Source organism: Comamonas sediminis (assembly GCF_041107495.1).
Taxonomy (GTDB): domain Bacteria; phylum Pseudomonadota; class Gammaproteobacteria; order Burkholderiales; family Burkholderiaceae_C; genus Comamonas; species Comamonas sediminis.
In genome coordinates, this window is sequence record NZ_JBGBDC010000003.1 from 71,982 (window position 1) to 97,693 (window position 25,712).

Below are 25,712 nucleotides of genomic sequence, written 5' to 3' on the forward strand. Positions count from 1 at the left end.
CCTACTCTCAAGCGCCCCAGATGGCCTTTTTGGCCGATTCGCTCAACACGTCAACGACAATGTCGCGCACGCCCTGAGCGACGGTGCCGCCGACCTTGGCCATTGCCTTCTTGAAACGAAGAGACGCGACTTGCGTCTTCGGGCTGTCCTTCGTCAACTCGGCCAAGTCAGTACGCAATTGCACAAGTTCGGTGTTGGTCAGGCCGCCGCCAACTTCCACCAGTTCAATAGCGCTCTCGACCTTGCGAGCCGTCCACGGGAACTCGCTTCCGCAGTTGTGACAGTGCGCAGGCGGGGTGTATTCACTAAAGGAGAACACCCCCTCGACGTAATAGTATCCACGTATCGCAGCACGACACGACGGGCACTGGGTCATCGTCGCCTCTCCGCATGAGGAGCAGAACTTCTCGCGTAGCTCCGGTGACGTGTCAGCGGAACTGGTGGATACATGCCCGTTCGGGCAAACCTCTGCAACATGGTAGGTACCCATCGTCTCTCCAAAAGCTAATTTATTTACTGTAACATGAAGTTGCAGAAGTTTGATTTGCCACAACCTCACAAATCAAGAAGCACTTACTGCAGAACCAGTGTGGGTGCTTGCTGCTAAAGACAAACGGAGCAGCAAGTACCTCGCGCAATTGGTTGGTCTGCGACAGTTGCGGATCGGCTAATAGCGAACAGTCGGGGTTGACCCCCAAAGCTGTCGTCAGGTTTTATTTTGGGGATATCTCTTTCTTTCCCAAATTTTTTGGAAAAGTAGATTTTTCGCTTGGTTTGTCAGTTATGTTAATGCACGTACAAAATAGCATAAGCCAGGGCTGCAATTTAAGACACTAAGCCACTTTCGGGACCATTCGATGAACGGTTTATCACGCCAATGTTGGTTAGTCACGCAGGTTTCGCAATCTACATCACGTTGGAACCAAAGAGATGCTCTTCCCTGACTTTATCAACGCAATCGCTGCCGAGGCAATCCGGGCAATCACAGGTCGCCTCTTCACTGTCGTCCAGATTCGCCAAGTTGCTACGCATGCTGTTGGGAAATATTTCGCCGATCTAGTGCCTGAGCCTACTGATGAAAGAGCGGCTCGTGTGCGCGTGCTTGAAGCTCGGGGTCACCTTGAACAGGCAAGCGCAATCATCTCGCAATTGCAATCTGAACTTGGCTCTCAAACTCAGCAATTAGACAAGGTTCTTTCGGAAATCGAAGACAAGAAGCAGTTAGCTTTGAAGTACGAAGCCCTTGCGAAGACAGGAGGTTGAAGATGCTCTTAGACAAGAACTTGTGGCCCAGTCAGAGAGAGGGAGGACTGGGCGTCGCTTCGCGTCGGGCTTTTTGTGGCTAGTGACGCTGGTTCTGGGTGCTGCACTGGGGACATACTTTGAAAAAGTGCTCGCCTGGCTTCGCGCACTAATCGCTTAACTCCATTGTTAGAAGGCAAAACACATATGAGCACGTTGCCCAAAAAGATTCACTGTAAGGATGCACACGACTACTTCAAGCAAGTTGAACAAATGGGCAGAAGGAACTGGGTTTACCGAGGCCACTCGCGCTTTGCTGACGATGGTCCAAATAACTGGAAGCTGGAGTCTAGTCTTGATCGTTTCCTTCAAAATCATCGAGGGAAAGCGATCCGATCTTCGAGTTGGTATCCGAGAGAGCGCGCTCAGATCAATCGATTTCGTGGAGCTGCGCACATTCATCTTACTCATCTTCCAGACTCAAGCGATAAGCTTACGTGGCTTGCGTTGATGCAGCACTACGGAAGCCCCACAAGGCTCTTAGACTTCACATTCAATCCTGCTGCAGCCCTCTATTTTGCGTTGCGTGAGTCAGGCAAGAGTACGGGGCCGTATAGCATCCACGCGTTGCACATAGACACTGTTCGTGGACGCGCAAAAATAGCTCGCGAAAAACTCCCTCAGTACGAAAAAGTCGCTCCGCCGTTGAATCCAAAAACAGAGGAATATGGTATTGGAGCTAAACCTGCAGCTGTAGATTTCGTGGGCTTTTTTGATGGTTCCAAACTCAATCCAAGACAAGAGGCCCAAGACGGTCTATTTATGGTGCCAAGCCGCATCGACTTGGACATTGAGGATTGGCTGGGCAAGAATCTTTCCCCGGTGAAGACCATAAAGCCTCATAACACGCCTTGGGTTGAATTTGTCTTTGATAACGAAAACGATAGCTATTACAAGGTGGTCAATCAGCTAGTGCAGGTGGGAATGAGTGCAAAGCGCCTATTTCCAGGGTTGGAAGGGCTCTGCGAGTCAATGAAGTATTCATGGCTAGAAGTCGCGAGGAATCTGGAACCATTTGATCTATGACATAGCACTTCAACTTTTTGTTCTGCGGACCGTGGAGGCGTCTGGTCGCAAACGTTGAGCAGCTTTTGTCCTAAGTGCAAAGGACTGCTACGGGGCTGCGAGGCCCTCCCGAAATTCTGCTTAGGGTCGTTCTGCGACTTTCAAAATCAAGATCGCTCGAAGCGCAAGAGTTCGGTCGCGTCGTACGCCAATCGCACCTGCGCTAGAAAAATCATGGCTCTAACTGGAAATCAGCCGATCCATGCGGTGTTTAAAGGCGCTATTCACCGCAAATCTTGCGGTGAATAAATCAGAAGCAGCGGATGGGACGATAGGCAGTCACCTTCAATGGCCTCTGCTCCCCCGCCCGTTGCATAACAGCCCACTCAGTCATAACTCCGCGCATCCTCAATTACCTTGCCATCATTGGGCAGTTCGCCCGGGCGCAGCAGCGCGATATCGGCGCGCAGCTTGGTGATGTCGCGCACCGCGTCGGCGATCTGGTCGGCCAGGCCCGCGCCCAGCTCGGTGGTTTCCACCTGCAGGGTCATCTGGTCCTGGGCCATCGCGCCGCTGACGACCAGGCGCGCCTTTTGCACTTGGGGGAAGCGTTTGACGACCTCGGCAATCTGGCCGGGGTGCACAAACATGCCGCGCACCTTGGTGGTTTGGTCGGCGCGGCCCATCCAGCCCTTGATGCGGGTGTTGGTGCGGCCGCTGGGGCATTGGCCGGGGAGGATGGCGGACAGGTCGCCGGTGCCAAAGCGGATCAGCGGGTAGTCGGTGTTGAGGGTGGTGACGACCAGCTCGCCGACCTCGCCTTCGGCCACCGGGTCGCCGGTGCCGGGGCGCACGATCTCGACAATCACGTTCTCGTCCAGCACCAGGCCTTCGCGGGCCTCGGTCTCGTAGGCGATCAGGCCCAGGTCGGCGGTGGCGTAGCACTGGTAGGCGGCAACACCTCGGGCGCTGAACCAGTCGCGCAGCGACGGCGGGCAGGCCTCGCCGGAGACGAGCGCCTTGGTCAGCGATGCAATGCGCTGGCCCTGGGCTTCGGCCTTCTCCAGGATGATTTTCAAAAAGCTGGGCGTGCCGATGTAGCCATGGGGGTGCAGGTCGGCCATGGCCTGCACCTGCTGCTCGGTCTGGCCGGTGCCGGCGGGGAACACGGTGGCTCCCAGCGCCTGGGCGCCCGATTCCATCATCGAGCCGGCGGGCACAAAGTGGTAGCTGAAGCTGTTGTGCACCAGCTCGCCGGCGCGAAAGCCCGCCGCATAGATGGCGCGGGCCATGCGCCAGTAGTCGGGGCGCTGGCCTTCGGGTTCATAGATGGGGCCGGGGCTGGCAAACATGCGCGGCATGGCGCGGCCAAACGGCGCAGTGTTGAAGCCGCCAAAGATGGCGCGGCCCGGGTGCTGGGCGCGTTCGGCCTTCTGGCGCTCCAGCAGCTCATGCTTGCGGGTGACGGGCAACTGCGCCAGCGCGGCGCGGCTGGTGATGCGGGCGGCATCGACGCCTTGCAGGATGCTGGCAAAGGCGGGGGAGTGTTGCTGGGCGTGCCGAATCTGGGCGGGCAGGCGGGCCATCAGATCGGCTTCGCGGGCAGCGGGGGCGCGGGACTCCAGATCGTCGTAGTGCTGGCTCATGCGGTTTCTCCGGGACGTGTGATCGGTATTTTTGGGGGCGAATCTGCCGCAGACGCCGGCATCGGGGCATCAGCCGGCGCGGTAGTCGGATCGTTGGGGGCGGGTTTCAGGCCAGCCAGCGTTTTCTGCGCTTGTAGCTCTTGACGTCCTTGAAGCTCTTGCGCTCGCCGCCGCCCATGCCCAGGTAGAACTCCTTGACGTCCTCGTTATTGGCGAGGTCCTTGGCTGCGCCGTCCATCATGATGCGGCCGCTCTCCATGATGTAGCCGTAGTCGGCGTACTTCAGCGCCATGTTGGTGTTCTGCTCGGCCAGCACGAAGGTGACCTTTTCCTTCTGGTTCAGGTCCTGCACGATGTTGAAGACTTCTTCGACGATCTGCGGAGCCAGGCCCATCGAGGGCTCATCGAGCAGCACCAGGCGCGGGTTGCTCATCAGCGCGCGGCCAATGGCGCACATCTGCTGCTCGCCGCCCGAGGTGTAGGCCGCCTGGCTGGTGCGGCGCGTCTTGAGGCGGGGGAAATAGTTGTAGACCTTGTCCAGGTTGGCGGCAATCTCGCCCTTGCTGGTGCGGGTGTAGCTGCCGGTCAGCAGGTTTTCTTCGATGGTCAGGTGGGCAAAGCAGTGCCGGCCTTCCATCACCTGCACGACGCCGCGCTTGACCAGGTCCGACGGGGTCAGCGCCTCGATGCGCTCGCCTTCGAGCTCGATGCTGCCCTTGGTGACTTCGCCGCGTTCGCCCTTGAGCAGGTTGGAGATGGCGCGCAAGGTGGTGGTCTTGCCAGCGCCATTGCCGCCCAGGATGGCGACGATCGATTCGCGCGGCACCGACAGCGAGACGCCTTTGAGCACCAGGATCACATGGTTGTAGATCACCTCGATGCCGTTGACGACCAGAAGCGGCGCTGCTGCGGATGGGGTGGAAGCTGTTTGCGGGGATTCGGTCATGCCGTCACCTGATCTCTCAACAAAATGGAGGGCGGGCGGCCCCGGGGAGCGGGCGCCTTCCGCAGGGGAAGGGCGCCAGGGGCCTGCCACGAGAGGCCCCGGGCCACCAGGCCCGGGGACCACGCAGCTTTAGCTGCAGGAACGTGGCGTCACGTTCTTTTCCTTGGCGTACTTGTCGGCGTACTCCTTGACCAGCGGGTCGATCAGGCTCTTGTCCGATTGGTACCAGTCCGAGGTGACGTTGAACTTGCTGCCGTCCCAGGTGGCGATACGGGCCCAGTCGGCACCCAGGTGGTTGTCACAGCTGGTCTTGAAGGGGCGGATGATCTTGCCAAAGCCCAGCTCGTTGAGGCGCTCCTGGGTCATGTTCATGTTCTCCAGACCCCAGCGCACCTGCTCGGAGGTCATGACCTTGCCCTTGCCGTACTTCTCTTGCGCGGTGCGGATGGCTTCGACCTGCAGCATCGCGATCACCATGCCGCGGGTGTGTGCCAGCTGGCCCAGTTCCTTGGGGTCGGACGCGGTGCCCTGGCCCTTGTCGTACAGCGAGGCCTTGACGTCGTCATGCACCTTGTCGCGCTCGGCGGTGTTGTGGATGGTGACCGTGTTGTAGCCCTTGGCGCCGGCGCCGATGTCCTTGACGTCATGGTCGGAGCCGCCCCACCAGATGGCGTACATCTTCTCGCGGGGGTAGCCGGTGGCCTGGGCTTCGCGCACGGCGGTCGGGGTCATCACGCCGGCCGACCACAGCAGCACATAGTCAGGGCGGTTCTGGCGGATCTGCAGCCAGGTGGACTTCTGCTCCACGCCGGGGGCGGTCACAGGCAGCAGCATCAGGTCAAAGCCTTCCTTGGCAGCGCGCTTTTGCAGCAGCGGGATGGGTTCCTTGCCATAGGGCGAGTCGTGGTAGACCAGCGCGATCTTCTTGCCCTTGAGGTTGCCTTTCTCCTTCTTCAGGATGTCCTGCACGATGGAATCGGCGGCGGTCCAGTAGTTGCCCAGCAGCGGGAAGTTCCACTCGAAGACCTTGCCATCGGCCGATTGCGACAGGCCGTAGCCGGGGGTGATGACGGGCATCTTGTCGCCTGCGGCCTTGTCGGTCACCGCAAAGGTGATGCCGGTCGATTGCGTGTCAAAGCCGGCAGCGCCGCCGTCGCGGCCCTTGAGGCGCTCATAGCATTCCACGCCCTTGGCGGTGTCGTAGGCGGTCTCGCACTCTTCGAACTTGATCTTCACGCCGTTGATGCCGCCCTTGGCATTGACGAGCTTGAGGTAGTCCTGCTTGCCGTCACCCCATGGGATGCCCAGCGGCGCGAACTGGCCGGTGCGGTAGACCAGCAGCGGAACGAATTGCTCCTGGGCTTGTGCGGCTGGGGCAGCCATCATTGCGCCCAGACCCAGGGCTGCCGTAGCAGCGGCGATCACAGCTTTCTTGAAAGACATGGTTCTATCTCCTTAGGGTTGTTGGGGCTGGTGACCCCCACTTGCGAACACTCTGCGTTGCTCTCGGTAAAAAACACTCAATGCGGAAACGGCCACAGACGCAGCTTCTGGCGGGCCGTGGCCCACAGCTTGGCCAATCCATGGGGCTCGACAATCAGGAAAAACACGATCAGCGCGCCAAACACCATGTGTTCCAGGTAGGTGGCGGTGGCGGTCGAGATCGGCAGGCCCAGCCAGTGCGGCACCTGGGTCAGGAAGATGGGCAGCAGCACAAAGAAGGCGGCGCCAAAGATGCTGCCAACGATGGAGCCCAGGCCACCAATGATGATCATGAACAGCAGCTGGAAGGAGCGGTCCAGGCTGAAGGCGGCGGGCTCCCAGGCACCCAGGTGGACGAAGCCCCAGAGCGCACCGGCAATGCCGACGATGAAGCTGCTGACCGCAAAGGCCGAGAGCTTGGCATACATCGGGCGGATGCCGATCACGCTGGCGGCCACGTCCATGTCGCGCATGGCCATCCATTCGCGGCCCACGGCGCTGCGCACCAGGTTCTTGGCCATCAGGCCGAGCACGCAGAGAATCACCAGGCAGAACAGGTACTTTTGCACCGGGGTTTCGATCGCCATGCCAAACACCGAGAGCTTGCCAGCGCTGACCGAGCCGGACGAGGAGTAGTTCGTCACCCAGGCGGCACGGCTGGTCAGCCAGTCGACGAAGAACTGCGCTGCCAGCGTCGCGACGGCCAGGTACAGGCCGCGAATGCGCAGACTTGGCAGGCCGAACAGCACGCCGATCAGCATCGACACGAGGCCGCCACCGATCAGCGACAGGATCAGCGGCATGCCTTCAAAACGCACATGGAAGTTGTAGGCGGCATAGGCGCCTGCGGCCATGAAGGCGCCAGTGCCCAGCGAGATCTGGCCGCAGTAGCCCACCAGAATGTTGAGCCCGATGGCGCCCAGCGACATGATCAGGAACGGAATCAGCACCGCCTTGAAGGTGTAATCGCTGAAACCGAAGGGCACCAGCACAAAGGCCACCAGCAGCAGGGCCAGCATGGCCCACTTGTCCTGCAGCACCGGGAAGATCTGCTGATCGGCCGCGTAGCTGGTCTTGAACTGGCCATTTTCACGATAAAACATAGGTCAGGTCTCCGTTTACACGCGGTCAATGATCTTGTCACCAAACAAACCTTGGGGACGGAACAGCAGGAAGCACAGCGCCAGGCCGTAGGCGAACCAGGTCTCGATACCGCCGCCCACCGTGGGGCCCAGGTAGACCTCGGAGAGCTTCTCGCCCACGCCGATGATCAGACCGCCGACGATGGCGCCGGGCACCGAGGTGAGGCCGCCCAGAATCACGACGGGCAAGGCCTTCAGGGCGACCAGCGACAGCGAGTACTGCACACCCAGCTTCGAGCCCCAGATGATGCCGACCACCAGTGCCACGCAGCCGGCCACCGACCAGACGATGACCCAGATGCGCGAGAGCGGAATGCCGATGGACTGGGCGGCCTGGTGGTCGTCCGCCACGGCACGCAGCGCGCGGCCGGTCTTGGTCTTTTGGAAGAACACGCTCAGCACCAGCACCAGCACGGCGGCAATGCCGGCGGCATACAGGTCTTCCTGGCTGATCAGCACGCCGCCCTGGAACAGGCTTTCCATGACGAACATGGGGTCCTTGGGCATGCCCACATTGATGCTGTAGACCGCCGAGCCAAAGATCATCGGGCCCAGGCCATCGAGGAAGTAGGCGATACCCAGCGTGGCCATCAGCAGCGCGATCGGTTCCTGGTTGACGAGGTAGCGCAGCGCAAAGCGCTCGATCGCCCAGGCCACGCCAACCATGATGACCATCGCGACGGCGAGCGCCAGCGCAATGCTGAGCACGCCGGGCTCGATGCCCAGCCACTTCGGGATCCATTCCGAAAAGCGGGCCATCGCCAGTGCGGCAAACAGCACCATCGCGCCCATCGCGAAGTTGAAGACGCCCGAGGCCTTGAAGATCAGCACAAAGCCCAGCGCGATCAGCGCATAGAGCATGCCCACCATCAGGCCACCAAACAAAGTTTCAAGAAAAAATGCCATTGCGGTCCCCTGGGGTCTGTGCTCAGTGGCCTGCGCCCAGATAGGCGCGGATCACATCTTCGTTATTGCGGACTTCTTCGGGCGTGCCATCACCGATCTTCTTGCCGTAATCGAGCACCACCACGCGGTCGGAGATGTCCATCACCACGCCCATGTCGTGCTCGATCAGCACGATGGTGGTGCCGAACTCGTCGTTCACATCGAGGATGAAGCGGCACATGTCCTGCTTTTCCTCGACGTTCATGCCGGCCATCGGCTCATCGAGCAGCAGCACCTTGGGCTCCATCGCCAGCGCGCGGCCCAGGTCGACCCGCTTTTGCAGGCCGTAGGGCAGCTGGCCCACGGGCGTTTTGCGGTAGGCCTGGATCTCCAGAAAGTCGATGATGTGCTCGACAAACTCGCGCTGCTGGATCTCCTCGCGCTGGGCCGGGCCCAGGCGCAGCGCCTGCATCAGCAGGTTGCTTTTGATCTGCAGGTTGCGGCCGGTCATGATGTTGTCGATCACGCTCATGCCCTTGAACAGCGCCAGGTTCTGGAAGGTGCGGGCCACACCCATCTCCGCCACCTGGCGGCTGTTCATGTGCGCAAAGGTCTGGCCGCGAAAGCTGATCGCGCCTTCCGACGGCGTGTAGACACCGTTGATGCAGTTGAGCATGGAGCTCTTGCCGGCGCCGTTGGGGCCGATGATGGAGCGGATCTCATGCTCCCTGACGTTGAAGGAGATATCCGTCAGCGCCTTGACGCCGCCAAAGCGCAGGCTGATGTTCTTGATGTCCAGAATGACGTCACCGATTTTTTTGCTCATGGGTGGCTTTCTCTTGGCTGGGCGCTCAGGCAACCGACTTCAGCGGTGCAAAGGTCTTGGCGTCGGCGATCTTCAAGGTGGCGCTGACGCTGCCGGTACGGCCGTCTTCGAACTTCACCTGGGTCTCGATGAACTGCTCGCTACGCCCGGCGTAGAGCGCATCGACCAGCACGCCGTACTTGTCGGCGATGAAGCCTCGGCGCACCTTGTTGGTCCGGGTCAGCTCGCCGTCATCGGCATCGAGCTCCTTGTGCAGGATCAGGAAGCGCGTCACCTGGCTGCCGGCCAGCATCGCATCGGTGGCCAGGTCGGCATTGACCTTCTCGACGCAGTTCTGGATCAGGGTGTAGACCTGCGGCTTTTGCGCCAGGTCGGTGTAGCCGGCGTAAGGCAGGTTCTGGCGCTCGGCCCAGTTGCCGACGGCCTCGAAGTCGATGTTGATCATCGCGCAGACCTTCTCGCGCCCATCACCCAGCGCCACGGCCTCCTTGATGAAGGGGAAGAACTTGAGCTTGTTCTCGACATACTTGGGCGCAAACATCGCGCCGTCGTTGCTGCCGCCCTTCAAGCGGCCCACGTCCTTGACGCGGTCGATGATCTTGAGCTGGCCGCTCTTGTCCATGAAGCCGGCATCGCTGGTGTGGTACCAGCCGTCCTCGCTCAGCACCTCGGCAGTCGCCTTGGGGTTTTTGTAGTACTCCTTCAGGAGGCCGGGCGATTTGACCAGGATCTCGCCGTTCTCGGCCATCTTGATCTCGACGCCGCGAATCGGATTGCCGACGGTATCGGCAAACACCTGGTTGTCGGGCTGGATGCAGACGAACACGGCGGTCTCGGTCGAGCCGTAGAGCTGCTTGAGGTTGATGCCGATGGAGCGGAAGAAGCTGAACAAATCGGGGCCGATCGCCTCACCGGCCGTATAGGCCACGCGCACGCGGCTGAAGCCCATGTTGTTGCGCAGCGGGCCAAACACCATGAGGTCGCCGAGCTTGTAGCTGATCTTGTCGAGCAGGCTCACCGGCTTGCCATCGCGCAGCGCCGGGCCCACGCGCTTGGCCACCGCCATGAAGTGGTGGAACATCTTGCGCTTGATGAGGCCCGCGTCCTCCATGCGGATCATCACGCTGGTGAGGATGCCTTCAAACACGCGCGGCGGCGCAAAGTAGTAGGTGGGGCCGACTTCCTTGAGGTCGATCTGCACGGTGGCGTTGGACTCGGGGCAGTTCACCACATAGCCGCAGGCCAGCCATTGCGAGTAGCTGAAGATGTTCTGCCCGATCCAGGCCGGGGGCAGGTAGGCCAGCACTTCCTCGCCATGGCCGAGCTTCTCAAACTCGGCGCCGGCCGAGGCGCTTTCCAGCAGCGAGCGGTGGGTATGCACCACGCCCTTGGGGTTGCCGGTGGTGCCGGAGGTGAAGAACATCGCCGCCACATCGCCGTTGTTCGTGGCCTCGACCTGCTGCTGGAACCAGCCGGGGTGGGCCGCCACAAAGCCCGCGCCGCTGGCGATCAGGCTGTCGAGCGAGGCCAGGCCGGGCTCTTCGTAGTTGCGCAGCCCCCGAGGGTCGTCGTAGTAGATGTGGCTGATCTGCGGGCAGTGCTCGCGCAGCTCCAGCAGCTTGTCGACCTGCTCCTGGTCTTCGACCAGGCAAAAGCGCACTTCGGCATTGTTCAGCGGGAAAACGCATTCGGCCGCCACCGCATCCTGGTAGAGCGGCACAGGGATGGCGCCGATCGACTGAGCGGCCAGCATGCTGGCATAGAGGCGGGGGCGGTTGGCACCCATCAGCACCAGGTGCTCGCCGCGCGCCAGGCCCGCTTGCGACAGGCCTGCTGCGATCTTGGCGACCATCTCGGCCAACGCGGACCAGCTGTAGCTCTGCCAAATGCCGTATTCCTTTTCACGCAATGCTGCGGCCTGGGGCCGCTGGGCAGCGTGCTGCAGCAATAGCTTGGGAAATGTCGTTGACATGGTTGTCTCCTATGCCGTTTTTTGTAGATCACAAGTGCCATGCCTTGCGTCCTGTTGAAACCGAATGTAGGTTCAGCTTTGACGTTGTTTTGTCTTTATGACGACAATCTTCGGGAAAACGCTGTAGGTACTTTCCTGCGGCCTGCCGATTTGCCGGCCGTATGCGCGTGGCGCAGCCTTGGCGCTGGGCCAGGCAGTGGGGAGGCATGGAGATGCGCGGGGGCCGCGGTATCGGAGGACGGGGGCCCGAAGCCGAATGCGCCATGCCGAGAGGGGCCGGGATTCGGAGGGCGGGCCGCGCTGCTGCGGGCGCAGGGGCGGCAAGGCCATGCAGGGCTGGCGGGCGCGGGCCAGCGCCTGCAGGCGCGGAATGCTTAGAGCAGTTCCTGGATCATGTCGATGTATTGCTGCTTGGCATCGTCCTGCGCCATGCCTTTGCACTGGTTCCATGCGTTCCACTTGGCCGAGGCGACAAAGTCGGTAAAGCCGGGCTTGGGCTCGTTGTTGTCGCCATGGGCGCCCTGCTTGTACAGACCATAGAGCTTCAGCAGGGTCTGGTTATCGGGGCGCTCGCTCATGTTCAGGGCGGCTTCCTTGGCGGCTTCAAAGGCGGTGTTCAGATCGGACATGGGGACCTCTTGGTGTGTGGTTGGGTGCGGAGTACAGGGCTGCCAGTTTAGCCTGCGATGGAGCGCTGCGGCGGGGCGTCGCGGGGCAGCACTTACTTGGTGCCTATGCCCGCGCTGGGCTGCACCTGGAAGGCGCCGGTATAGGGCGTGTGCACGACATGGATGGTGACCAAGGGCTGGCCCTCGCGCATGTCCTTGGTTACCTGGCGCGAGTAGGTGAATTCGGTGGGGTGGATCACCTCCATCTTGCGGCGCAGCTGCGTGCCGTTGTCCGACACCGTGTGCTGGTACTGGCGGTCGCCGGTAAAGAAGAACCAGCCGGCGCCGCCTTGCTGGCTGCGCGAGCGGCCGGTGGCAGGGTCAAAGTACTCGTAGCGGTTGCTGCAGGCATCCCACAGCGAAATGCCGACAACACCCGGGTAGCGTTCCACCTGATTGGTGCTGCGGTCATCGCCTTCATAGACGGCGGTGGTGAGCCAGGTTTTAGCGGCCAGCACCTGGGCGTCAGGCGATGCAGCGGCGCAAGCTGGGGCAGCGAGCGCATACCCAGGGGCCAAGAGTGCGGCGGCCAGCGCCAGGGCTGCGATGGTTGGGGAGTGGGATTGGTTCAGATCGGACATGGCAGATTGGATAGTCATTGAGCGATGAACGCTCCAGTCTAGCGGGCCGCCTGTTGCGCAGAACCTACTTGCTGCGCAGGTGACAAGTGCAGGGCCCACCCTGGTAGCGTCCCTCTTTGCAGCCCGTGCCGGCTCGGGCATTCTTGGCCGCCATGAGCCCGCATGCCTCTCTCTACCAACGCCGCCGTGCCCCGCATGCTGCGGAAGTGGCCGATATCCCGTGGATCCCTGTTCTGCAACCTGCCGAGCGCGACTATGCCGTGCGCCAGCTGATGGTGACCGAGGCCGAGCCGGGCGAGTATGTCTGCCGCGTCGGCAAGCCGGTAACGTACTGGTTTGGTGTGATCGAGGGCCTGCTCAAGATGAGTGCCGAAGACAGCGAAGGCCGCACGATGACCTTTGCAGGCCTGCCACGCACGGGCTGGTTTGGCGAGGGCACCGCGCTCAAGCGCGAGATCTACCGCTATGACATCCAGGCGCTGCGCAAAAGCTCCGTCTGCGGCATTCCGGTCGATGCCTTCCACTGGCTGCTCGACCATTCGCTGGGATTCAACCGTTTTGTGATGCACCAGCTCAACGAGCGGCTGGCGCAGTTCATCAGCGCCCGTGAGATTGACCGCTTGAACCGCCCCGAAGAACGGGTGGCCCGCACCTTGGCTGCGCTGTTCAACCCGGTGCTCTGTCCCGGTGTCAGCGATGTGCTGCGCATCACGCAGCAGGAGCTGGCCTACCTGGTCGGCCTGTCACGCCAGCGGGTGAACGAAGCCCTGGCCGCGTTGCAGCACCAGGGCTTTATCCGTATTGAATACGGTGGCCTGCGCGTACTCGATCTGCAAGCGCTGCGCGGGCAGGGCTGGCTGGTCAAGCCGCAGCGGGCGGATTTCGATCTGTAGCCTATAGAACCTGTTTAAAGTCTCCTCGCGCCGCGACAGTGTCTTTGAACGGGTTCTTAGGGCTTGGTGGCCGGTGCGGCTGGCGCGTCGGGCGTTGCCCCTGCTGGTGGCGGTGCGGGCATCGAGCCGCCGGGCGTGGTGTTGTCCGGCGTGGCGCGTGGCATCGGCGCGTTGGAGGCACCCTTATCGCAACCGCTCAAGGCTGCAGCGCCGAGAACCAGAGCAGCAGCGGGCAGCCAGTAGAGCGCCGGGCGAGGTGAGTTGTGGGTGGTTGTGAGCTTCATGTATATCTCCTAAGAATGAATAAGTCCATGCTACGCCTCAATAATTGCTGTTATGGCGCGTGCTTGCACTGCTCACATCTATACGCATTCCGATGCATATCGCGCCAGGCCGCATGGGCAGAGGCTTGGCGGGCTTTGGGGGCGAGCGGTAACCTGGACAAGAGGCGGCGCATGGCCAGCGCGCAGGCATTGACGTAAGGAAGGGATCAAGTTGTAAGCGCTGCTGAAAAAATCAGCAGCGTGCGTTGCCTCTCTTTGTGCACAGACTTATCCACAGCCGCCATAGCCGTGCGCCTCGCTTGGAATGGCAAGACACGCGACAATAGCGGGCTATGTCAAATCCCCGCCCTCCAGCTGATTCTCCTGCCGCCGACGATGGCGAAGGCCGCAAAAAACTCACCCTGACCCGCAAACCCGCGCCCGCTCCCGTCGCGCGTGGCCGTGACGGAGGCCCGGGTGCGGACCGTCCGCGTTCCGCTGGCGGCCCACGCCCTACAGGCCCTCGTTCTGGCGGCGACAGCCGATTCAGCGACCGAGGAGGCCGGGACGGGCGTGACGGCCGCGATGGTCGTGACGCGCGCGACAGCCGTGGTGAGCGTGGCAGCCGGGATAGTTGGCCGGGCCGCGATCGGTCGGGCCTCGATAGGCCGGGCCGCGATAGCCGCGATGGCGGTTTTGGCCGTGGTGAGGCACGCGGCGGTGGCTTTGGCCAGGAACGCCGTTTTGGCGACCGCGCTGATGGTGGCCGCCGTGACGATGCACGCCCTTATGCAGGTCGCCCGGATGCCGGTGGCCCTGGTGCTGGCCGCCCCTACGCCGGGCGCCCCTACGCCGGGCGCCCCTATGCCGGGCGCGGTGACTTTGTCTCGGTAGGCGCCGGATCGCGCGACCCGCGCCAGGATGACCGCCGCCCCGCAGGCCCACGCCAGGATGACCGTCGCAATGACGGCCCACGTAGCTTTGGCCCGCGCCAGGATGACCGCCGCAACGAAGGCCCCCGTGGCTTTGGCCCCCGCTCGGAAGGCCCCCGCGAGGGCGGACCCCGCTCCTTTGGCGCAGGCCCACGCCAGGATGGCTTCCGCTCCGAGCGTCCACGCGACGAAGCACCACGCTGGGATGCCCCGCGCCGGGATGCCCCGCGCCGGGATGCCCCGCGCCGCGAGATGCCATCCAACGTCTGGCGCGCCGATGGGCCCCAGCGCACGATGCAGACCGCCAAGGCCCAGGCCCAGAATGAGCAGCTGAAGGCCGAAGGCCAGGTGCGCGTGAACAAGCGCATGTCTGATCTGGGTCTGTGCTCGCGCCGCGAGGGCGATGCCTGGATCGAGAACGGCTGGGTGCTGGTCAACGGCGAAGTCGCGACGATGGGCCAGCTGGTGGAGCTGACCGACAAGATCGAGATCCGGCGCGAGGCGCAGGATTTGCAGGCCCAGCAGGTGACGATTCTGATCAACAAGCCGATGGGCTATGTCAGCGGCCAGGCCGAAGACGGCCATGAGCCGGCGGTGGTGCTGGTCAACCCGCCCAACCACTGGCGCGAGGACCACAGCAAGACGCGCTTCAACTTCAGCCAGCTCAAGGGCCTGGCCCCTTGCGGCCGTCTGGACATCGACTCGGTAGGCCTCCTGGTGATGACCCAGGACGGACGCATTGCCAAGCACATCATTGGTGAGGATTCCGACGTCGATAAGGAATACCTGGTGCGCGTGACCTATGGCGCTGTCGAGCAGGATGTGCAGCAGCACTTCCCTGAAGACAAGCTGGCGCTGCTGCGCCACGGCCTGTCCCTGGATGGCGAAGCCCTGCTGCCCGCTGGTGTGGAATGGCAAAACCCCGAGCAGCTGCGCTTTGTGCTGCGCGAAGGCAAGAAGCGCCAGATCCGCCGCATGTGCGAGGCCGTCGGCCTGTTTGTGGTGGGCTTGAAGCGCATCCGCATCGGCAACGTGGTGCTGGGCAATCTGCCGGTGGGGCAGTGGCGCTATCTGGGCGAGAACGAGCAGTTCTAAGCCGATTATCAGCCGCTCTCGTGACGAGGGCGCTGGCTTGGAAAAGCCCTCTCTGGCCTGACGGGTCCGAGGGGGCTTAGTTTTTGGCGATTGGCGGTTTGTGCGGGCGGGCCGGGGCAATGCCCCGGGCCATGCGTGCATTGCGCACCGCTGCCAGGCTCAGGCCCAGCTGCGCGGCCACATCGGCATCCGATGCGGTGCCCAGCAGCATCACCTCGTTAGGTTGCCAGCTGTGCTGGCTTTGCTTGCCCCGGCTGCTGTCCTGCGGTGCTATGCCCAGCGCCCCACGCTTGGCCACCACGCTGGCCTTGCTGATGCCCCACTGGGCGGCCAGGCTGGCATCGCTGTGCTGGCCCAGTGCGGCCAGCATCTCCGCTGTCCATTCGACATGGCCAAAGGCGGCAATCCCCAGGCTGTTGCGCTTGAGGTTCACCGTCTTGGCGCTGGTGCCCCAGCGCTCGGCCAGCACCGCATCCTTGTCTGTGCCCAAGGCGGCCAGCATCTCATCGGTCCATTGCAGGCTTGCGCGTCCCATAGCGCGTCCTTAGCGCTGGGCCAGCGCCTGCTCGGCGGCGGCGGTCAGGGCCAGCAGGTTCGCATCCTGCATGCGCGCGCCCACCAGCATCAGCCCCACCGGCAGGCTGCCGGCCACACGCGGCAGCGGCAGCGAGATGGCGGGCAGGTCGTAGAAGTTGAAGATCGAGGTGTTGCGCAGAATCAGCGCATTGGCGGCGAAGAAGGCGCTGTCGTCTTCCAGTAGTGGCGCGATGCGCGGCGCGGTGATGGCGACGGTGGGCAGCAGCAGCAGGTCGACCTCCTGCATGGCGGCGTCCATCCTGGCGGTCCATTGCTGGCGCTGTTGCAGCAGCTGGATGTAGTAGGGCGCCGCCAGCGCGCGGCCCTTGTCCATGCGCGAGAGCACGCGCGGGTCAAAGGCGTCGCGCGCATCCACCAGCGCCTGCTGGTGGATCGCGGCGGCCTCGGCCGCAATCAAGGTGCCCTCGCTTTGCAGCTGTGCGGGGGCGGCCATCAACGCTTGCCAGGGCAGCTTGCGGATGCTGGCGCCGTGGGCCTGCAAGCTGGCGATGGCCTGCTCGGTCTGGGCCAGCACCTCGGCGCTGCAATCGGTCCAGGGCAGGCCCTGGGGCAGGCCGATGCGCAGGCCCTGCAGGCTGCGCGGGGGCAGGGCTTGGGGGATGGCACCGGCCATGATGGCATCGGCGGCCGCGCAATCGGCCACCGTCCGGGCCAAGGGGCCCAGCGCATCGAGGGTGTAGGACAGCGGAAACGCCCCGTCGCGCGTGACCCGCGCTTGCGTGGGCTTGAAGCCGGTGACGCCATTGAAGGCGGCGGGGATGCGCACCGAGCCGCCGGTGTCCGAGCCAATGGCGATGTCGACCAGGCCCCGGCCGACGCTGACCCCGGCGCCCGACGAAGAACCGCCGGGGATGAGCAGCACATCGGCGGCATTGCCCGGTGTGCCGAAGTGGGGGTTGATGCCCACGCCCGAGAAGGCGAACTCCGTCATGTTCGTCTTGCCGACGATCACCGCACCGGCAGCGCGCAGGCGCTGCACCACCGGCGCGTCTTGTGCGGCCGGAGCGCTGTCGCGGCGCATTTTCGCGCCAGCGGTCGTGACCTGGCCGGCCACATCCAGCAGGTCCTTGATGGAGACGAGCTTGCCGTCCAGCGGGCCCAGCGACAGGCCGCGCGCTGCGCGCTGGTCTGCGGCCTGCGCCGCTTCCTGTGCGGCGTCCGGGTAGAGCTGGGTGAAGATGCGCTGCGCTTCGTCACCCAGCGAGTTCAGGGTCTGCAGGCTGTGGGCAAGGCGTTCGGCGCTGGTGGGCATGGCGGAATCATTCAAAAATCAGATGGGATTGCCATCGTAACCAATAACCAGGCGCTGGTCCGCCTGGCGCAGCAGTGATACCTGCCGCCCGCCTGTCCGGACCTCACGGCACGGCGGCGGTAAAGCTCAGCTGCCCGCTGTAGTTGCCGGCCGTGCGGCTGACGGCGCTGTTGTAGGCAAAGGTCCAGTTGGCCGTGCGGATGGTCACCAGGCTGTTGACCGTACCGGTGCCGCCGCCGGTGACATTGACGCTGGTGCCGGTGCCGCTGGCTGGAATGGCGGGCGCCGGCAGCGCCGAATCGCTGCTGGTGACGCTGACCACATTCATCGGAATCGTGTTGGCGCCGCTGGTCAGTGCCGTGGTCACGGTCGCGAACACGCTGACCTGGCCGCCATTGCTGCGCACCTCGACCGGCAGCACATTGCCGCTGGCGGCGACTGCAAACGTCGGGGCGGTACCGTTCCAATTGACCGGTGTGTTGTTGCCATTGGCAGGCGTGGTGGGCACCGCCGGGATGCTGGGGCTCAAGCTGAAGCCGACCTGCGATGTGGTGCCGCCCGGTGTGGGCCAGGCACCGTCACCGACGCGGAAAAACAGGTACTTGTCGATCTGGATGGAAAAGTTCAGCGCGACCGCTGGCGTGGTGCGCGGCAGGTTGCCGGTGCCCGACGTGGCACTGCCCGCCTGCGCAGCCGCAGACACAGCCGCGAGCGCCAGCGCCAGCAGCGGGCGCATCCGTGTCCGTGGGCCGCGCAGTGGGTTCATGGGAACTCCGCATTCAGCTTGAAGCTGCCCTTGTCCCAGTCCAGCATCCCGCTCGCCTTGATCGGGTAACGGGGCTGAATGGCAGGCTGGCCATCTTCCCCCTTGGGGACCAGCGCCAGGTGCCGGGTCTGGCCAGGCATGATCGGCGTGCCTTCAACGGCCAGCATGAACTCGCGGCCTTGCGCATCCTTGGCGTCCACCGTGCCTTCGAGCCGGCCATGGGCATCGCCGGTGTTGCGCACGGTCAGCGCAGGGCTGCGCTTGCCGGCGATCTCGCGCATGCCGATCTGCTGCACTTCGAGCTTGGGCTCGGCGCCGCCGAGCATCACATAGACGGCCACGGCGATGCGGCCGGTGACCGGCAGGCTCAGGTGGGCGCCCCCGCTCTGGATGATGGTCTGCTGGGCCGGCTCCACCCCTTCGACGGCGATCATGAAGCGGCATTCGCCGCGCGGCGCATCGGCCGGTGGCGTGACCTGGAAGCGAAAGGCCTGCTTGGTCTGCGCCGGTACTTTGACGGTGCGGCGCTCCAGCGCCACCCAGGGGCGGCAGCTGCCGGGCAGCAGCTCGTCGTGGTAGCTGATCTGGCCCTCGGCCGAGTAGCTCCAGTCCAATGTGCGTACCGACAGCGCAGTAGCGGCTGCGCCCAGGTTGTGCAGATCGATGGACTGGCCCAGTCGCTCGCCGCTCTTGGCCGTGAGCTCAAAGCGCGAGGGGGAGACCGCCATCTCGAACGGGGCCGCCTGGGCCAGGCAGGTGGCCAGGGGCAAGGCCAGCGACAGGGAACGTTGGAAGAAGCGGATCAGGGTCATGGCTGGGTCTCTATCTCAAAGTAGGATTCAAAGCGCAGGCTGCCACCCCGGCCCATCTGCAACTGGCGCTGGTCCAGGCGCAGCTGCAAATCAAAGCTTTCGGTGATCCAGGGCGCACGCACGGTGCCGGTCCAGACCAGCACCCGGTCGCCGGGGCGGCCCATGCCGCCTTGGAACAGCCCGCTGCTGCGCCACTGCACCTGCATGCCCATGGGTGAGCGCAGGCCGGCCACCGCCAAAGGGATGACGTAGTAGATGCGTGCCTGCCTGCCCATATACGCGGCGGTGGCCAGCCGGTATTCCACGCGTCCGAAAGGCAGGCTGATGGTGTGGGGGTCGAGCATCTGCGCGTTGCGGAAATCTGCATGGATTTGCGCACGCGGGGAGCTGGAGTCGTCCAGCCGGGTGGCCTGGGCGTGCGCACTCTGGCCCCAGGCGCCGGCCAGGGCCAACAGCGCAGCACAACAGCGAAGGCGAAAGCTGGGCATGGACCTGTCTCCTTATTCCATCGACGCGGTGAAATACACCGTGCCCAGGTAGGTGCCTGCCGGGTAGAAGGTGTCGTTGGCATAGCGGAAGGTCAAGCGCGTGGCACTCAGGTTCCGGGACTGGTAGGTCCAGGTGCCCAGGCAAAGAACGATGATTGGAATAGAGCAGACGTTGGCATTGGCATTGAAGTTGGCCAGCTGCTGGTTGTTGGCACCGCTGAACTGGCCGTTCTGGATATCACCAGCGGCCGCGCCACTGCTGTTGCTGACGGTCCAGCTGATCTTGCTGAACGGGATGATGGTGCTGCCGCAGGAGCTGCTCTGGCAGATCAGCCCGGTGCCGGAATCCACCCGCAATGTGACGGGCCGGGCCACTTCCGAAGAGACGATCGGGCGCACCGGTGTGACCGAGATATCGATCGCGGGTGATCCGCTCACGGCCGTGGGTGTGAGCCCCGCATTGTTGCCCGTGACATTGAACTGCACCGTGTCGGTCCCTGCAGCGGACCCCACCTGCAGCGACAGCGCGTAGTTGCTGGTGCTTGCGTTGTCGCTGACCGTGATGATGACGGCGTTGGCGGGCCCGATGATGCCGCAGGCGAGCAGCACCAGCCCCGCGCCGAGCGGTGCGCATGCGGTCCGCAGGGCAGCATGCGCGGTGGTGGTTGCATCGCGCTGGGGCATTAGACGCCTGTGGCCGTGTAGGTGACCGAGCCGGTGTAGGTGCCGGCGCTCCAGGCGGTGGCCGTGCCGGTCAGTGCATAGGTCCAGGTGCCGCTCAACAGGGTGTTGGGCGTGAGTGTGGTGGATGCGCACGCGCCCAGGTTGGCGCCCGGATGGGGCACCGGCGTGGCGCCTGCGGCCACCACGGTGAAGTTGGCGTTGGGCGGGCCGCCGGCAGCGGGGCTCCAGGCTCCCACGGCGCAATTGATGTTGGCCGTGCCGGCATTGGTCCAGGCAGATACCGCCAGCACATTGCCCGTGGGGGTGACCGCCACGGTCGGGGCGGTGCCATCCCAGGGGACCTGCACGTTGTTGGCGGTGGCCGTGGGCGTGGTGCCGGGCGTGGGCGGGATGGTCAGCGCCGCATTCCAGCTGACGGTGTCCTGCAGGGCATTGCTGGATCCGACCTTGAGCAGGATCAGCTTGGGGATGACCACGCTCAGGTTGACCTTGGCGGTGGCCGTCACGGTGCCGGTGCCGGCCGAGGAAAAGCCATATTGGCTCTCCGCCAGTGCATGGCCGGTGCAGGCCAGGGCGAGGGCAGTGCCCTGCGCGAGTGCATTCAGTTTTGGGTGTTTCATGGTTGTCGTCTTTCAAGGAGCAAGCGCCGCAGCGCCGGGAGTCGGCCGCCACGATGCACGGCGTGCAAGCGGAGGCCCGGGTTCTGCTGCATGGCTAGTCCTCCACCTTGGTGATGGGGATCTCGGCGTGGGCTTCGCCACGCAGCGGAACATCGACACTCAGTACCGCTCCATCGGCAGCACCCCAGGGCAGGGGCACGCTGTCGAGCGTGATGCTGAGTTGATGGCGGCCTATGCCGACCATCGGGAACAGGAAACGGCCTTGCGCATCGGTGGTGGTGCGGTAGCGCCCATCGAGCACCACCTCGATGCCCTGCGCGCCCGACTCGTCCGGCTGGATGCGTCCATCCTTGTTGGCGTCATAGAACACCCGGCCGCCGACGCTGCCGCTGCCATTGCCGGGCGTGCCTGCGGCCACCGGAAAGGGCCGGCCGGTGCCCCCTTCCCAGCGCAGATAGACATACGCGGTCTTGTCGTTGCTGCGGTAGATTTGCGGGCTGGTCCAGTCCAGCACCTGCGTGGTGACCAGGCGCGCCTGGTTCAGCAGCACGCCCATGCCCATGCTCCAGCCATGGCCCCATTGCTTTTCCGCCAGCAGGTTGCCCGACAGGCCCCGGCTGGTGAAGAGGCCGCCGCTTTGCGAGGTGTAGCGCAGGTTGCCGGAAAAGCTCAGGCTGTTGCTGGCCCAGTAACGGCCTTGCAGGCCGGCCGTCGGGTAGTGCTGGACGCGGCCGTTGCTGCGGTCATCGGCCCAGCCCAGGGTGGTGACCAGCTCGGGGCGCATGGTCTCGCGCTGGGCGCGGATCCAGTCCTGCTCCCACTGCAGCTCGCGCCCGGTGGCGGTGCCATCGCCCAGCACGATCTGCTCATTGCTGCGCAGGCTCAGGCTCAGGCGCGAGCGCGGCAGATCGCCAAAGCGGGTCTGGTAGTAGCCATAGGCGTAGAGGCTGCGCATCCTGCCCTTCAGGCCACCGCCCTGGCTGTCTCCCGCATAGCGGGTCTGGTACAGGTTGAGGTTGCCGCCCAGCGCGGTTCTGCGGTCCATCTGGTAGTGCAGGTTGCCGCTCAGCCCCACGCGGGTCTGGCCCTGCTGGGCCGGCCAATTGCTGGCGCGCATGCGTTCTGCATCGAGCCCGGCCCCCCAGCTCAGGCGGCTGGTGTTGTGGTCCAGGCGCCAGTAAGCGCCCTGGGTGCCGGAGGGCAGCAGGTAGTCGCCAAAATGCAGGTTGGGCCGGGTGACATAGGCGCCCCAGGTATGGCGGTAGCGGCCCAGCTTGGTGTCTGCCTCCAGGTACAGGCCTTGCGCACTGCCGGAAGGCGCTTGTGCAGAATCGCTGCGGGTGGTGCTGCCCAGCGCGGTAAGCCGGCCGCGCAGCGCGCCATCCTGCTGCGTGGGCGAGCCATAACCGAGCGCGGCGGCCCAGCTGCTCACCCTTTTGCTGCCGCTGCCCGGCTCGTTCCACAGGCCATAGTCCACGGCGGCCACGTTGTGCGCCTGGTTCAGCTGCGCGGCGGCATACCAGGCACCGCCCAGGCGCTGGGTGGCACCCACCCAGGCCACGCTGCCCTGGCTTTTCTCGAAACCGGGGTAGGGCCCTCCCAGCAGGTCGCCGCGCTGGCCCATGCCGGCGCTGATGTCGAAATCTGCACCACCGATGCGGGTGGACAGGCCGCGCAAGGTGCTGGTGCCCAGCATCAGGCGGTAGTTCTGGCCCAGTCCTCGGGTGAGCTCGCTGTAGCTGTCGCCGATCGTTGTGTCCATGCGGATGCCGGGTGTCACCGGCATATCCAGGTTCTGGACCGTGATGCGCTGGCTGCTGGACCTGCGGGCATAACCGAGCGCGCCAATGCCGTTCCAGGCATCCTGGCCGCCATGCATGCTGCGCACATCGGCCTGCAGCATCCATTCGCCGTGGTTGAGGGTCTGCTGGCGGTACAGGATGCGCTGTCCCAGCTCGGTGCCACGCTGCTGGCCCTGGCTGCCGTGGTCGGACTGGCCCAGCCCCAGGCGGCTCTCCAGCGCCCAGCTGCGCAGGCCCAGCGGCAGGGTGCTGGGGTCCACGTCTGGGGCATCTCCGGCCCGCAGGGCTGTCAGTTCATCGGCGCTCATGAAGTGGTCCTCGTAAGCGGCCGGTGCGGCCTCGATGACGGCCCGCAGCCGTGCCTGCTCTGCCTCTGCGGGGCTCAGTGACTCCACCCGGCTGCTGGCGCCTGCCTGGTCCTGTGCCAGTGCTGCGGCCGCTTGCAAACCGATTCCCAGCACCCATGCCCCCTGAGCCGCCCACCCTGCCAGCGCCTGGTGGAAACCAGTACTGCTGAAGAAGGGAGACCGCTCAATCACATTCATTTGTAATTAGGAGTTAACTACCGTTGCATTGATTTTGCGTGGCTGCTACCAATCAATTGTCAAAATTTGATACATAACGTTAAGTGTGTCAGAGGAGATCACAAAGTTGAAGGGCGCTCTTTGTAAAGATAATTGAAGCTGGCCTCTGCGGTTCATCGTCATCATTTATGAGCGGTCCATGTCATAAATCTATCGTTGATATTGATCAAGTGGATAAGCAATTCCAAAAGCACCGCCCGACCTTGAAGCGGCGCGGCCTGCACCCATATAGGCCCTTGTTCTGTGTTGATGAAGATTGACCTCCCATGACCAAAAAAACCCATTCCTTTCAGGCCGAAGTGGCCCAACTGCTCCACCTGGTGACGCATTCGCTGTATTCGAACCAGGAGATTTTTTTGCGCGAGCTGATCTCCAACGCGTCGGATGCATGCGACAAGCTGCGTTTTGAAGCGCTCAATGACAGCGGTCTGTACGGTGACCAGCCGGATCTGGAAGTGCGCGTGTCCTATGACACCAATGCCAAGACCTTGACCATCACCGACACCGGTATAGGCATGACGACGCAGGAGGCCATCGACAACCTGGGCACGATCGCCAAGAGCGGCACCAAGGCCTTCATGGACAAGCTCAGCGGTGACCAGAAGGCCGATTCGCAGCTGATCGGGCAGTTCGGCGTGGGCTTCTACTCCGGCTTCATCGTCGCCGACAAGATCACCGTGGAGTCGCGCCGCGCAGGCGCCCAGGCGACGGAAGGCGTGCGCTGGACCAGCGGCGGCATGGGCGACTTCGAGGTCGAGCAGATCGAGCGTGCCCAGCGCGGCACCAGCATCATCTTGCACCTGCGCGAAGACGCGCAGGACTTCCTCAACGGCTACAAGCTCAAGGAAGTGATCGCCAAGTATTCCGACCACATCAGCCTGCCCATCCTGATGGAGAAGGAAGAGTGGAAAGAGGGCGAGAACGGCCAACCCGGTGAGATGGTCAAGACGGGCGAGTGGGAAACCGTCAACAAGGCCAGCGCGCTGTGGACCCGTGCCAAGAAGGACATCACGCCCGAGCAGTACCAGGATTTCTACAAGGCCATCAGCCATGACTATGAAGACCCGCTGACCTGGAGCCACAACCGCGTCGAAGGCAATACCGAGTACACGCAGCTGCTCTACATCCCCGCCAAGGCGCCGTTCGATCTGTACCAGCAGGGCAAGCATGCGGGCATCAAGCTGTACGTCAAGCGCGTGTTCATCATGGACGATGCCCAGGCGCTGATGCCCCAGTACCTGCGCTTTGTCAAAGGCGTGATCGACTCGGCGGACCTGCCGCTGAATGTGAGCCGTGAGCTGCTGCAGGAAAGCCGCGATGTGCGCCTGATCCGTGATGGCTCGGTCAAGCGGGTGCTGTCGATGCTCGAAGACCTGGCCCGCCATGACAAGCCCCAGGCGGCTGCCGAAGGCAGTGACGGCGTGGTGGACGTGGTCAGCGAAGACGACAAGGCCAAGGAAGGCAAGTACAGCCGCTTCTACAGCGAGTTTGGCGCCGTGCTCAAGGAAGGTCTGGGTGAGGACTTTGGCAACAAGGACCGCATCGCCAAGCTGCTGCGCTTTGCATCGACCACGCACGAAGGCCTGAACACCTCGTTTGCCGACTACAAGGCGCGCATGAAGGAGGGCCAGGAGGCCATCTACTACATCACCGCCGATACGCTGGCCGCTGCCAAGAGCAGCCCGCAGCTGGAAGTCTTCAAGAAAAAGGGCATCGAGGTGCTGCTGATGACCGACCGGGTCGACGAGTGGGCGCTGAACTTCCTGCAGGATTTTGACGGCACGCCGCTGCAATCGGTGGCCAAGGGCGCCGTCGATCTGGGCAAGCTGCAGAACGAGGAAGAGAAAAAGGCTGCCGAGGAAGCGGCCGAAGCTTTCAAGCCCGTGCTGGCCAAGCTCAAGGATGCGCTCAAGGACCGTGCCGAGGATGTGCGTGCAACCAGCCGTCTGGTGGATTCGCCCGCCTGCCTGGTGGTCTCGGACAGCGGCATGAGCCTGCAGCTGGCCCGCTTGCTCAAGCAGGCTGGCCAGGCCGCCCCCGAGAGCAAGCCGGTGCTCGAGGTCAATCCAGAGCACCCGCTGGTCCAGAAGCTCGATGGCTCGGTGCATTTCCATGACCTGGCCCAGATCCTGTTTGACCAGGCTGTGCTGGCCGAAGGCGGTCTGCCGGACGACCCGGCCGCCTATGTCAAACGGGTGAACGCACTGCTGGCATAACGCAGCGGCCCTCCCAGAAAAATCCCCGCCGGGTAAAAACCCGGTGGGGATTTTTGTTTTTCTGCCGCTGGAATGCCGATAAATCCTTGCGCGAGGAAGAGGGTTATTGCACGGCACAGCGGCAATAACAAGACCGGTCTATGCCGGGGAACCGGTATTTATGAAGAAAGGGAAGTGCTTACTTTCGATGGCGGATTATCCTGCAATACCCTGATAAATCACAATTTAGAATTGTTAACATATCGAAACACCA

Annotated in this window: 24 protein-coding genes; 5 read left to right on the plus strand and 19 right to left on the minus strand. The window is 63.4% G+C overall.

The features are described 5' to 3' along the window. Positions 1-7: 7 nt before the first annotated feature. Positions 8-490: a DUF2321 domain-containing protein gene (locus AB7A72_RS07980; RefSeq protein ID WP_369459572.1), complete on the minus strand. Its 483-nt coding sequence runs from the start codon at positions 488-490 to the stop codon at positions 8-10. Positions 491-930: 440 nt separating this feature from the next. Here AB7A72_RS07980 and AB7A72_RS07985 point away from each other — a divergent pair, with 440 nt between their 5' ends. Both AB7A72_RS07985 and AB7A72_RS07990 read left to right on the plus strand, forming a co-directional pair. Continuing rightward, positions 931-1,263, plus strand: a complete 333-nt coding sequence (locus AB7A72_RS07985) for a hypothetical protein (protein WP_369459573.1) — start codon at positions 931-933, stop codon at positions 1,261-1,263. A 186-nt stretch (positions 1,264-1,449) separates the two neighbouring features. Beyond that, entirely contained in the window at positions 1,450-2,328 is an 879-nt protein-coding gene (locus AB7A72_RS07990; RefSeq protein WP_369459574.1) for an FRG domain-containing protein, read from the plus strand. A gap of 365 nt (positions 2,329-2,693) precedes the next feature. On the opposite strand, the gene AB7A72_RS07995 is transcribed toward AB7A72_RS07990, so the two are convergent. The 9 genes from AB7A72_RS07995 to AB7A72_RS08035 all read right to left on the minus strand — a co-directional run bounded on the left by AB7A72_RS07995 (position 2,694) and on the right by AB7A72_RS08035 (position 12,455). Next, on the minus strand, positions 2,694-3,953 hold the full coding sequence (locus AB7A72_RS07995) for a phenylacetate--CoA ligase family protein (RefSeq protein ID WP_369459575.1): 1,260 nt from the start codon (positions 3,951-3,953) through the stop codon (positions 2,694-2,696). A 106-nt stretch (positions 3,954-4,059) separates the two neighbouring features. Further along, complete coding sequence (locus AB7A72_RS08000) at positions 4,060-4,899, minus strand: ABC transporter ATP-binding protein (RefSeq protein ID WP_239809697.1); 840 nt, start codon at positions 4,897-4,899, stop codon at positions 4,060-4,062. Between the two features lie 129 nt (positions 4,900-5,028). Then, the gene (locus AB7A72_RS08005; RefSeq protein WP_239809696.1) at positions 5,029-6,342 is read right to left on the minus strand and encodes an ABC transporter substrate-binding protein; all 1,314 of its coding nucleotides are present in this window, start codon (positions 6,340-6,342) and stop codon (positions 5,029-5,031) included. A 77-nt stretch (positions 6,343-6,419) separates the two neighbouring features. Next, complete coding sequence (locus AB7A72_RS08010) at positions 6,420-7,484, minus strand: branched-chain amino acid ABC transporter permease (protein WP_239809695.1); 1,065 nt, start codon at positions 7,482-7,484, stop codon at positions 6,420-6,422. A 15-nt stretch (positions 7,485-7,499) separates the two neighbouring features. Further along, the gene (locus AB7A72_RS08015) at positions 7,500-8,429 is read right to left on the minus strand and encodes a branched-chain amino acid ABC transporter permease (protein WP_312528173.1); all 930 of its coding nucleotides are present in this window, start codon (positions 8,427-8,429) and stop codon (positions 7,500-7,502) included. Between the two features lie 22 nt (positions 8,430-8,451). After that, entirely contained in the window at positions 8,452-9,234 is a 783-nt protein-coding gene (locus AB7A72_RS08020; protein ID WP_239809693.1) for an ABC transporter ATP-binding protein, read from the minus strand. Positions 9,235-9,259: 25 nt separating this feature from the next. Further along, the gene (locus AB7A72_RS08025; RefSeq protein WP_239809692.1) at positions 9,260-11,206 is read right to left on the minus strand and encodes an AMP-dependent synthetase/ligase; all 1,947 of its coding nucleotides are present in this window, start codon (positions 11,204-11,206) and stop codon (positions 9,260-9,262) included. Between the two features lie 374 nt (positions 11,207-11,580). After that, positions 11,581-11,835 (minus strand): acyl-CoA-binding protein, encoded by a 255-nt coding sequence (locus AB7A72_RS08030; protein WP_021028674.1) that lies wholly within the window; start codon positions 11,833-11,835, stop codon positions 11,581-11,583. Positions 11,836-11,927: 92 nt separating this feature from the next. Further along, positions 11,928-12,455 carry a DUF4822 domain-containing protein gene (locus AB7A72_RS08035; protein WP_369459576.1) on the minus strand — a complete coding sequence of 176 codons (528 nt, stop codon included), beginning with the start codon at positions 12,453-12,455 and terminating at the stop codon, positions 11,928-11,930. A gap of 152 nt (positions 12,456-12,607) precedes the next feature. Between AB7A72_RS08035 and AB7A72_RS08040 the strand changes: the two genes are divergently transcribed. Then, on the plus strand, positions 12,608-13,348 hold the full coding sequence (locus tag AB7A72_RS08040; protein WP_021028675.1) for a Crp/Fnr family transcriptional regulator: 741 nt from the start codon (positions 12,608-12,610) through the stop codon (positions 13,346-13,348). A gap of 56 nt (positions 13,349-13,404) precedes the next feature. Here AB7A72_RS08040 and AB7A72_RS08045 read toward each other — a convergent pair whose 3' ends face one another. Next, positions 13,405-13,632: a hypothetical protein gene (locus AB7A72_RS08045; RefSeq protein WP_369459577.1), complete on the minus strand. Its 228-nt coding sequence runs from the start codon at positions 13,630-13,632 to the stop codon at positions 13,405-13,407. 332 nt (positions 13,633-13,964) lie between these two features. On the opposite strand from AB7A72_RS08045, the gene AB7A72_RS08050 reads away from it, so the two are divergent. Next, positions 13,965-15,638 carry a pseudouridine synthase gene (locus tag AB7A72_RS08050; protein WP_369459578.1) on the plus strand — a complete coding sequence of 558 codons (1,674 nt, stop codon included), beginning with the start codon at positions 13,965-13,967 and terminating at the stop codon, positions 15,636-15,638. Positions 15,639-15,714: 76 nt separating this feature from the next. Here the strand turns inward: AB7A72_RS08050 and AB7A72_RS08055 are convergent, their stop codons facing one another. The 8 genes from AB7A72_RS08055 to AB7A72_RS08090 form a co-directional block, all read right to left on the minus strand. Beyond that, positions 15,715-16,173: a hypothetical protein gene (locus AB7A72_RS08055; RefSeq protein ID WP_239809688.1), complete on the minus strand. Its 459-nt coding sequence runs from the start codon at positions 16,171-16,173 to the stop codon at positions 15,715-15,717. A 9-nt stretch (positions 16,174-16,182) separates the two neighbouring features. After that, positions 16,183-17,487, minus strand: a complete 1,305-nt coding sequence (locus AB7A72_RS08060) for an amidase (RefSeq protein WP_369459579.1) — start codon at positions 17,485-17,487, stop codon at positions 16,183-16,185. Positions 17,488-17,590: 103 nt separating this feature from the next. Then, positions 17,591-18,253, minus strand: a complete 663-nt coding sequence (locus AB7A72_RS08065; RefSeq protein ID WP_239809686.1) for a hypothetical protein — start codon at positions 18,251-18,253, stop codon at positions 17,591-17,593. Continuing rightward, a complete protein-coding gene (locus AB7A72_RS08070) occupies positions 18,250-19,065 on the minus strand; it encodes a fimbrial biogenesis chaperone (protein WP_369459580.1) in 816 nt (271 codons plus the stop codon). The genes AB7A72_RS08065 and AB7A72_RS08070 overlap by 4 nt, the downstream gene beginning before the upstream one ends. After that, complete coding sequence (locus AB7A72_RS08075; RefSeq protein ID WP_369459581.1) at positions 19,062-19,553, minus strand: hypothetical protein; 492 nt, start codon at positions 19,551-19,553, stop codon at positions 19,062-19,064. The genes AB7A72_RS08070 and AB7A72_RS08075 overlap by 4 nt, the downstream gene beginning before the upstream one ends. Positions 19,554-19,565: 12 nt before the next feature. Continuing rightward, complete coding sequence (locus AB7A72_RS08080) at positions 19,566-20,237, minus strand: hypothetical protein (protein ID WP_369459582.1); 672 nt, start codon at positions 20,235-20,237, stop codon at positions 19,566-19,568. Continuing rightward, complete coding sequence (locus tag AB7A72_RS08085; RefSeq protein ID WP_369459583.1) at positions 20,237-20,857, minus strand: hypothetical protein; 621 nt, start codon at positions 20,855-20,857, stop codon at positions 20,237-20,239. Before AB7A72_RS08085 ends, AB7A72_RS08080 begins: the two co-directional genes overlap by 1 nt. Before the next feature lie 94 nt (positions 20,858-20,951). Further along, positions 20,952-23,105: a hypothetical protein gene (locus tag AB7A72_RS08090; RefSeq protein ID WP_369459584.1), complete on the minus strand. Its 2,154-nt coding sequence runs from the start codon at positions 23,103-23,105 to the stop codon at positions 20,952-20,954. A gap of 404 nt (positions 23,106-23,509) precedes the next feature. Here AB7A72_RS08090 and htpG point away from each other — a divergent pair, with 404 nt between their 5' ends. Next, a complete protein-coding gene (gene htpG, locus AB7A72_RS08095) occupies positions 23,510-25,459 on the plus strand; it encodes a molecular chaperone HtpG (RefSeq protein ID WP_369459585.1) in 1,950 nt (649 codons plus the stop codon). Positions 25,460-25,712: the final 253 nt, after the last annotated feature.

Excerpts from the sequence above, each read along its gene's own strand:
- AB7A72_RS08030 (WP_021028674.1), bottom strand. The coding sequence starts at position 11,835 with ATGTCCGATCTGAACACCGCCTTTGAAGCCGCCAAGGAAGCCGCCCTG.
- AB7A72_RS07980 (WP_369459572.1), bottom strand. The coding sequence starts at position 490 with ATGGGTACCTACCATGTTGCAGAGGTTTGCCCGAACGGGCATGTATCC.
- AB7A72_RS08025 (WP_239809692.1), bottom strand. The coding sequence starts at position 11,206 with ATGTCAACGACATTTCCCAAGCTATTGCTGCAGCACGCTGCCCAGCGG.
- AB7A72_RS07990 (WP_369459574.1), top strand. The coding sequence starts at position 1,450 with ATGAGCACGTTGCCCAAAAAGATTCACTGTAAGGATGCACACGACTAC.
- AB7A72_RS07995 (WP_369459575.1), bottom strand. The coding sequence starts at position 3,953 with ATGAGCCAGCACTACGACGATCTGGAGTCCCGCGCCCCCGCTGCCCGC.
- AB7A72_RS08060 (WP_369459579.1), bottom strand. The coding sequence starts at position 17,487 with ATGCCCACCAGCGCCGAACGCCTTGCCCACAGCCTGCAGACCCTGAAC.
- AB7A72_RS07985 (WP_369459573.1), top strand. The coding sequence starts at position 931 with ATGCTCTTCCCTGACTTTATCAACGCAATCGCTGCCGAGGCAATCCGG.
- AB7A72_RS08050 (WP_369459578.1), top strand. The coding sequence starts at position 13,965 with ATGTCAAATCCCCGCCCTCCAGCTGATTCTCCTGCCGCCGACGATGGC.
- AB7A72_RS08085 (WP_369459583.1), bottom strand. The coding sequence starts at position 20,857 with ATGAAACACCCAAAACTGAATGCACTCGCGCAGGGCACTGCCCTCGCC.
- AB7A72_RS08010 (WP_239809695.1), bottom strand. The coding sequence starts at position 7,484 with ATGTTTTATCGTGAAAATGGCCAGTTCAAGACCAGCTACGCGGCCGAT.
- AB7A72_RS08000 (WP_239809697.1), bottom strand. The coding sequence starts at position 4,899 with ATGACCGAATCCCCGCAAACAGCTTCCACCCCATCCGCAGCAGCGCCG.
- AB7A72_RS08005 (WP_239809696.1), bottom strand. The coding sequence starts at position 6,342 with ATGTCTTTCAAGAAAGCTGTGATCGCCGCTGCTACGGCAGCCCTGGGT.
- AB7A72_RS08075 (WP_369459581.1), bottom strand. The coding sequence starts at position 19,553 with ATGCCCAGCTTTCGCCTTCGCTGTTGTGCTGCGCTGTTGGCCCTGGCC.
- AB7A72_RS08055 (WP_239809688.1), bottom strand. The coding sequence starts at position 16,173 with ATGGGACGCGCAAGCCTGCAATGGACCGATGAGATGCTGGCCGCCTTG.
- AB7A72_RS08035 (WP_369459576.1), bottom strand. The coding sequence starts at position 12,455 with ATGTCCGATCTGAACCAATCCCACTCCCCAACCATCGCAGCCCTGGCG.
- AB7A72_RS08015 (WP_312528173.1), bottom strand. The coding sequence starts at position 8,429 with ATGGCATTTTTTCTTGAAACTTTGTTTGGTGGCCTGATGGTGGGCATG.
- AB7A72_RS08020 (WP_239809693.1), bottom strand. The coding sequence starts at position 9,234 with ATGAGCAAAAAAATCGGTGACGTCATTCTGGACATCAAGAACATCAGC.
- AB7A72_RS08065 (WP_239809686.1), bottom strand. The coding sequence starts at position 18,253 with ATGAACCCACTGCGCGGCCCACGGACACGGATGCGCCCGCTGCTGGCG.
- AB7A72_RS08040 (WP_021028675.1), top strand. The coding sequence starts at position 12,608 with ATGAGCCCGCATGCCTCTCTCTACCAACGCCGCCGTGCCCCGCATGCT.
- htpG (WP_369459585.1), top strand. The coding sequence starts at position 23,510 with ATGACCAAAAAAACCCATTCCTTTCAGGCCGAAGTGGCCCAACTGCTC.
- AB7A72_RS08070 (WP_369459580.1), bottom strand. The coding sequence starts at position 19,065 with ATGACCCTGATCCGCTTCTTCCAACGTTCCCTGTCGCTGGCCTTGCCC.
- AB7A72_RS08080 (WP_369459582.1), bottom strand. The coding sequence starts at position 20,237 with ATGCCCCAGCGCGATGCAACCACCACCGCGCATGCTGCCCTGCGGACC.
- AB7A72_RS08045 (WP_369459577.1), bottom strand. The coding sequence starts at position 13,632 with ATGAAGCTCACAACCACCCACAACTCACCTCGCCCGGCGCTCTACTGG.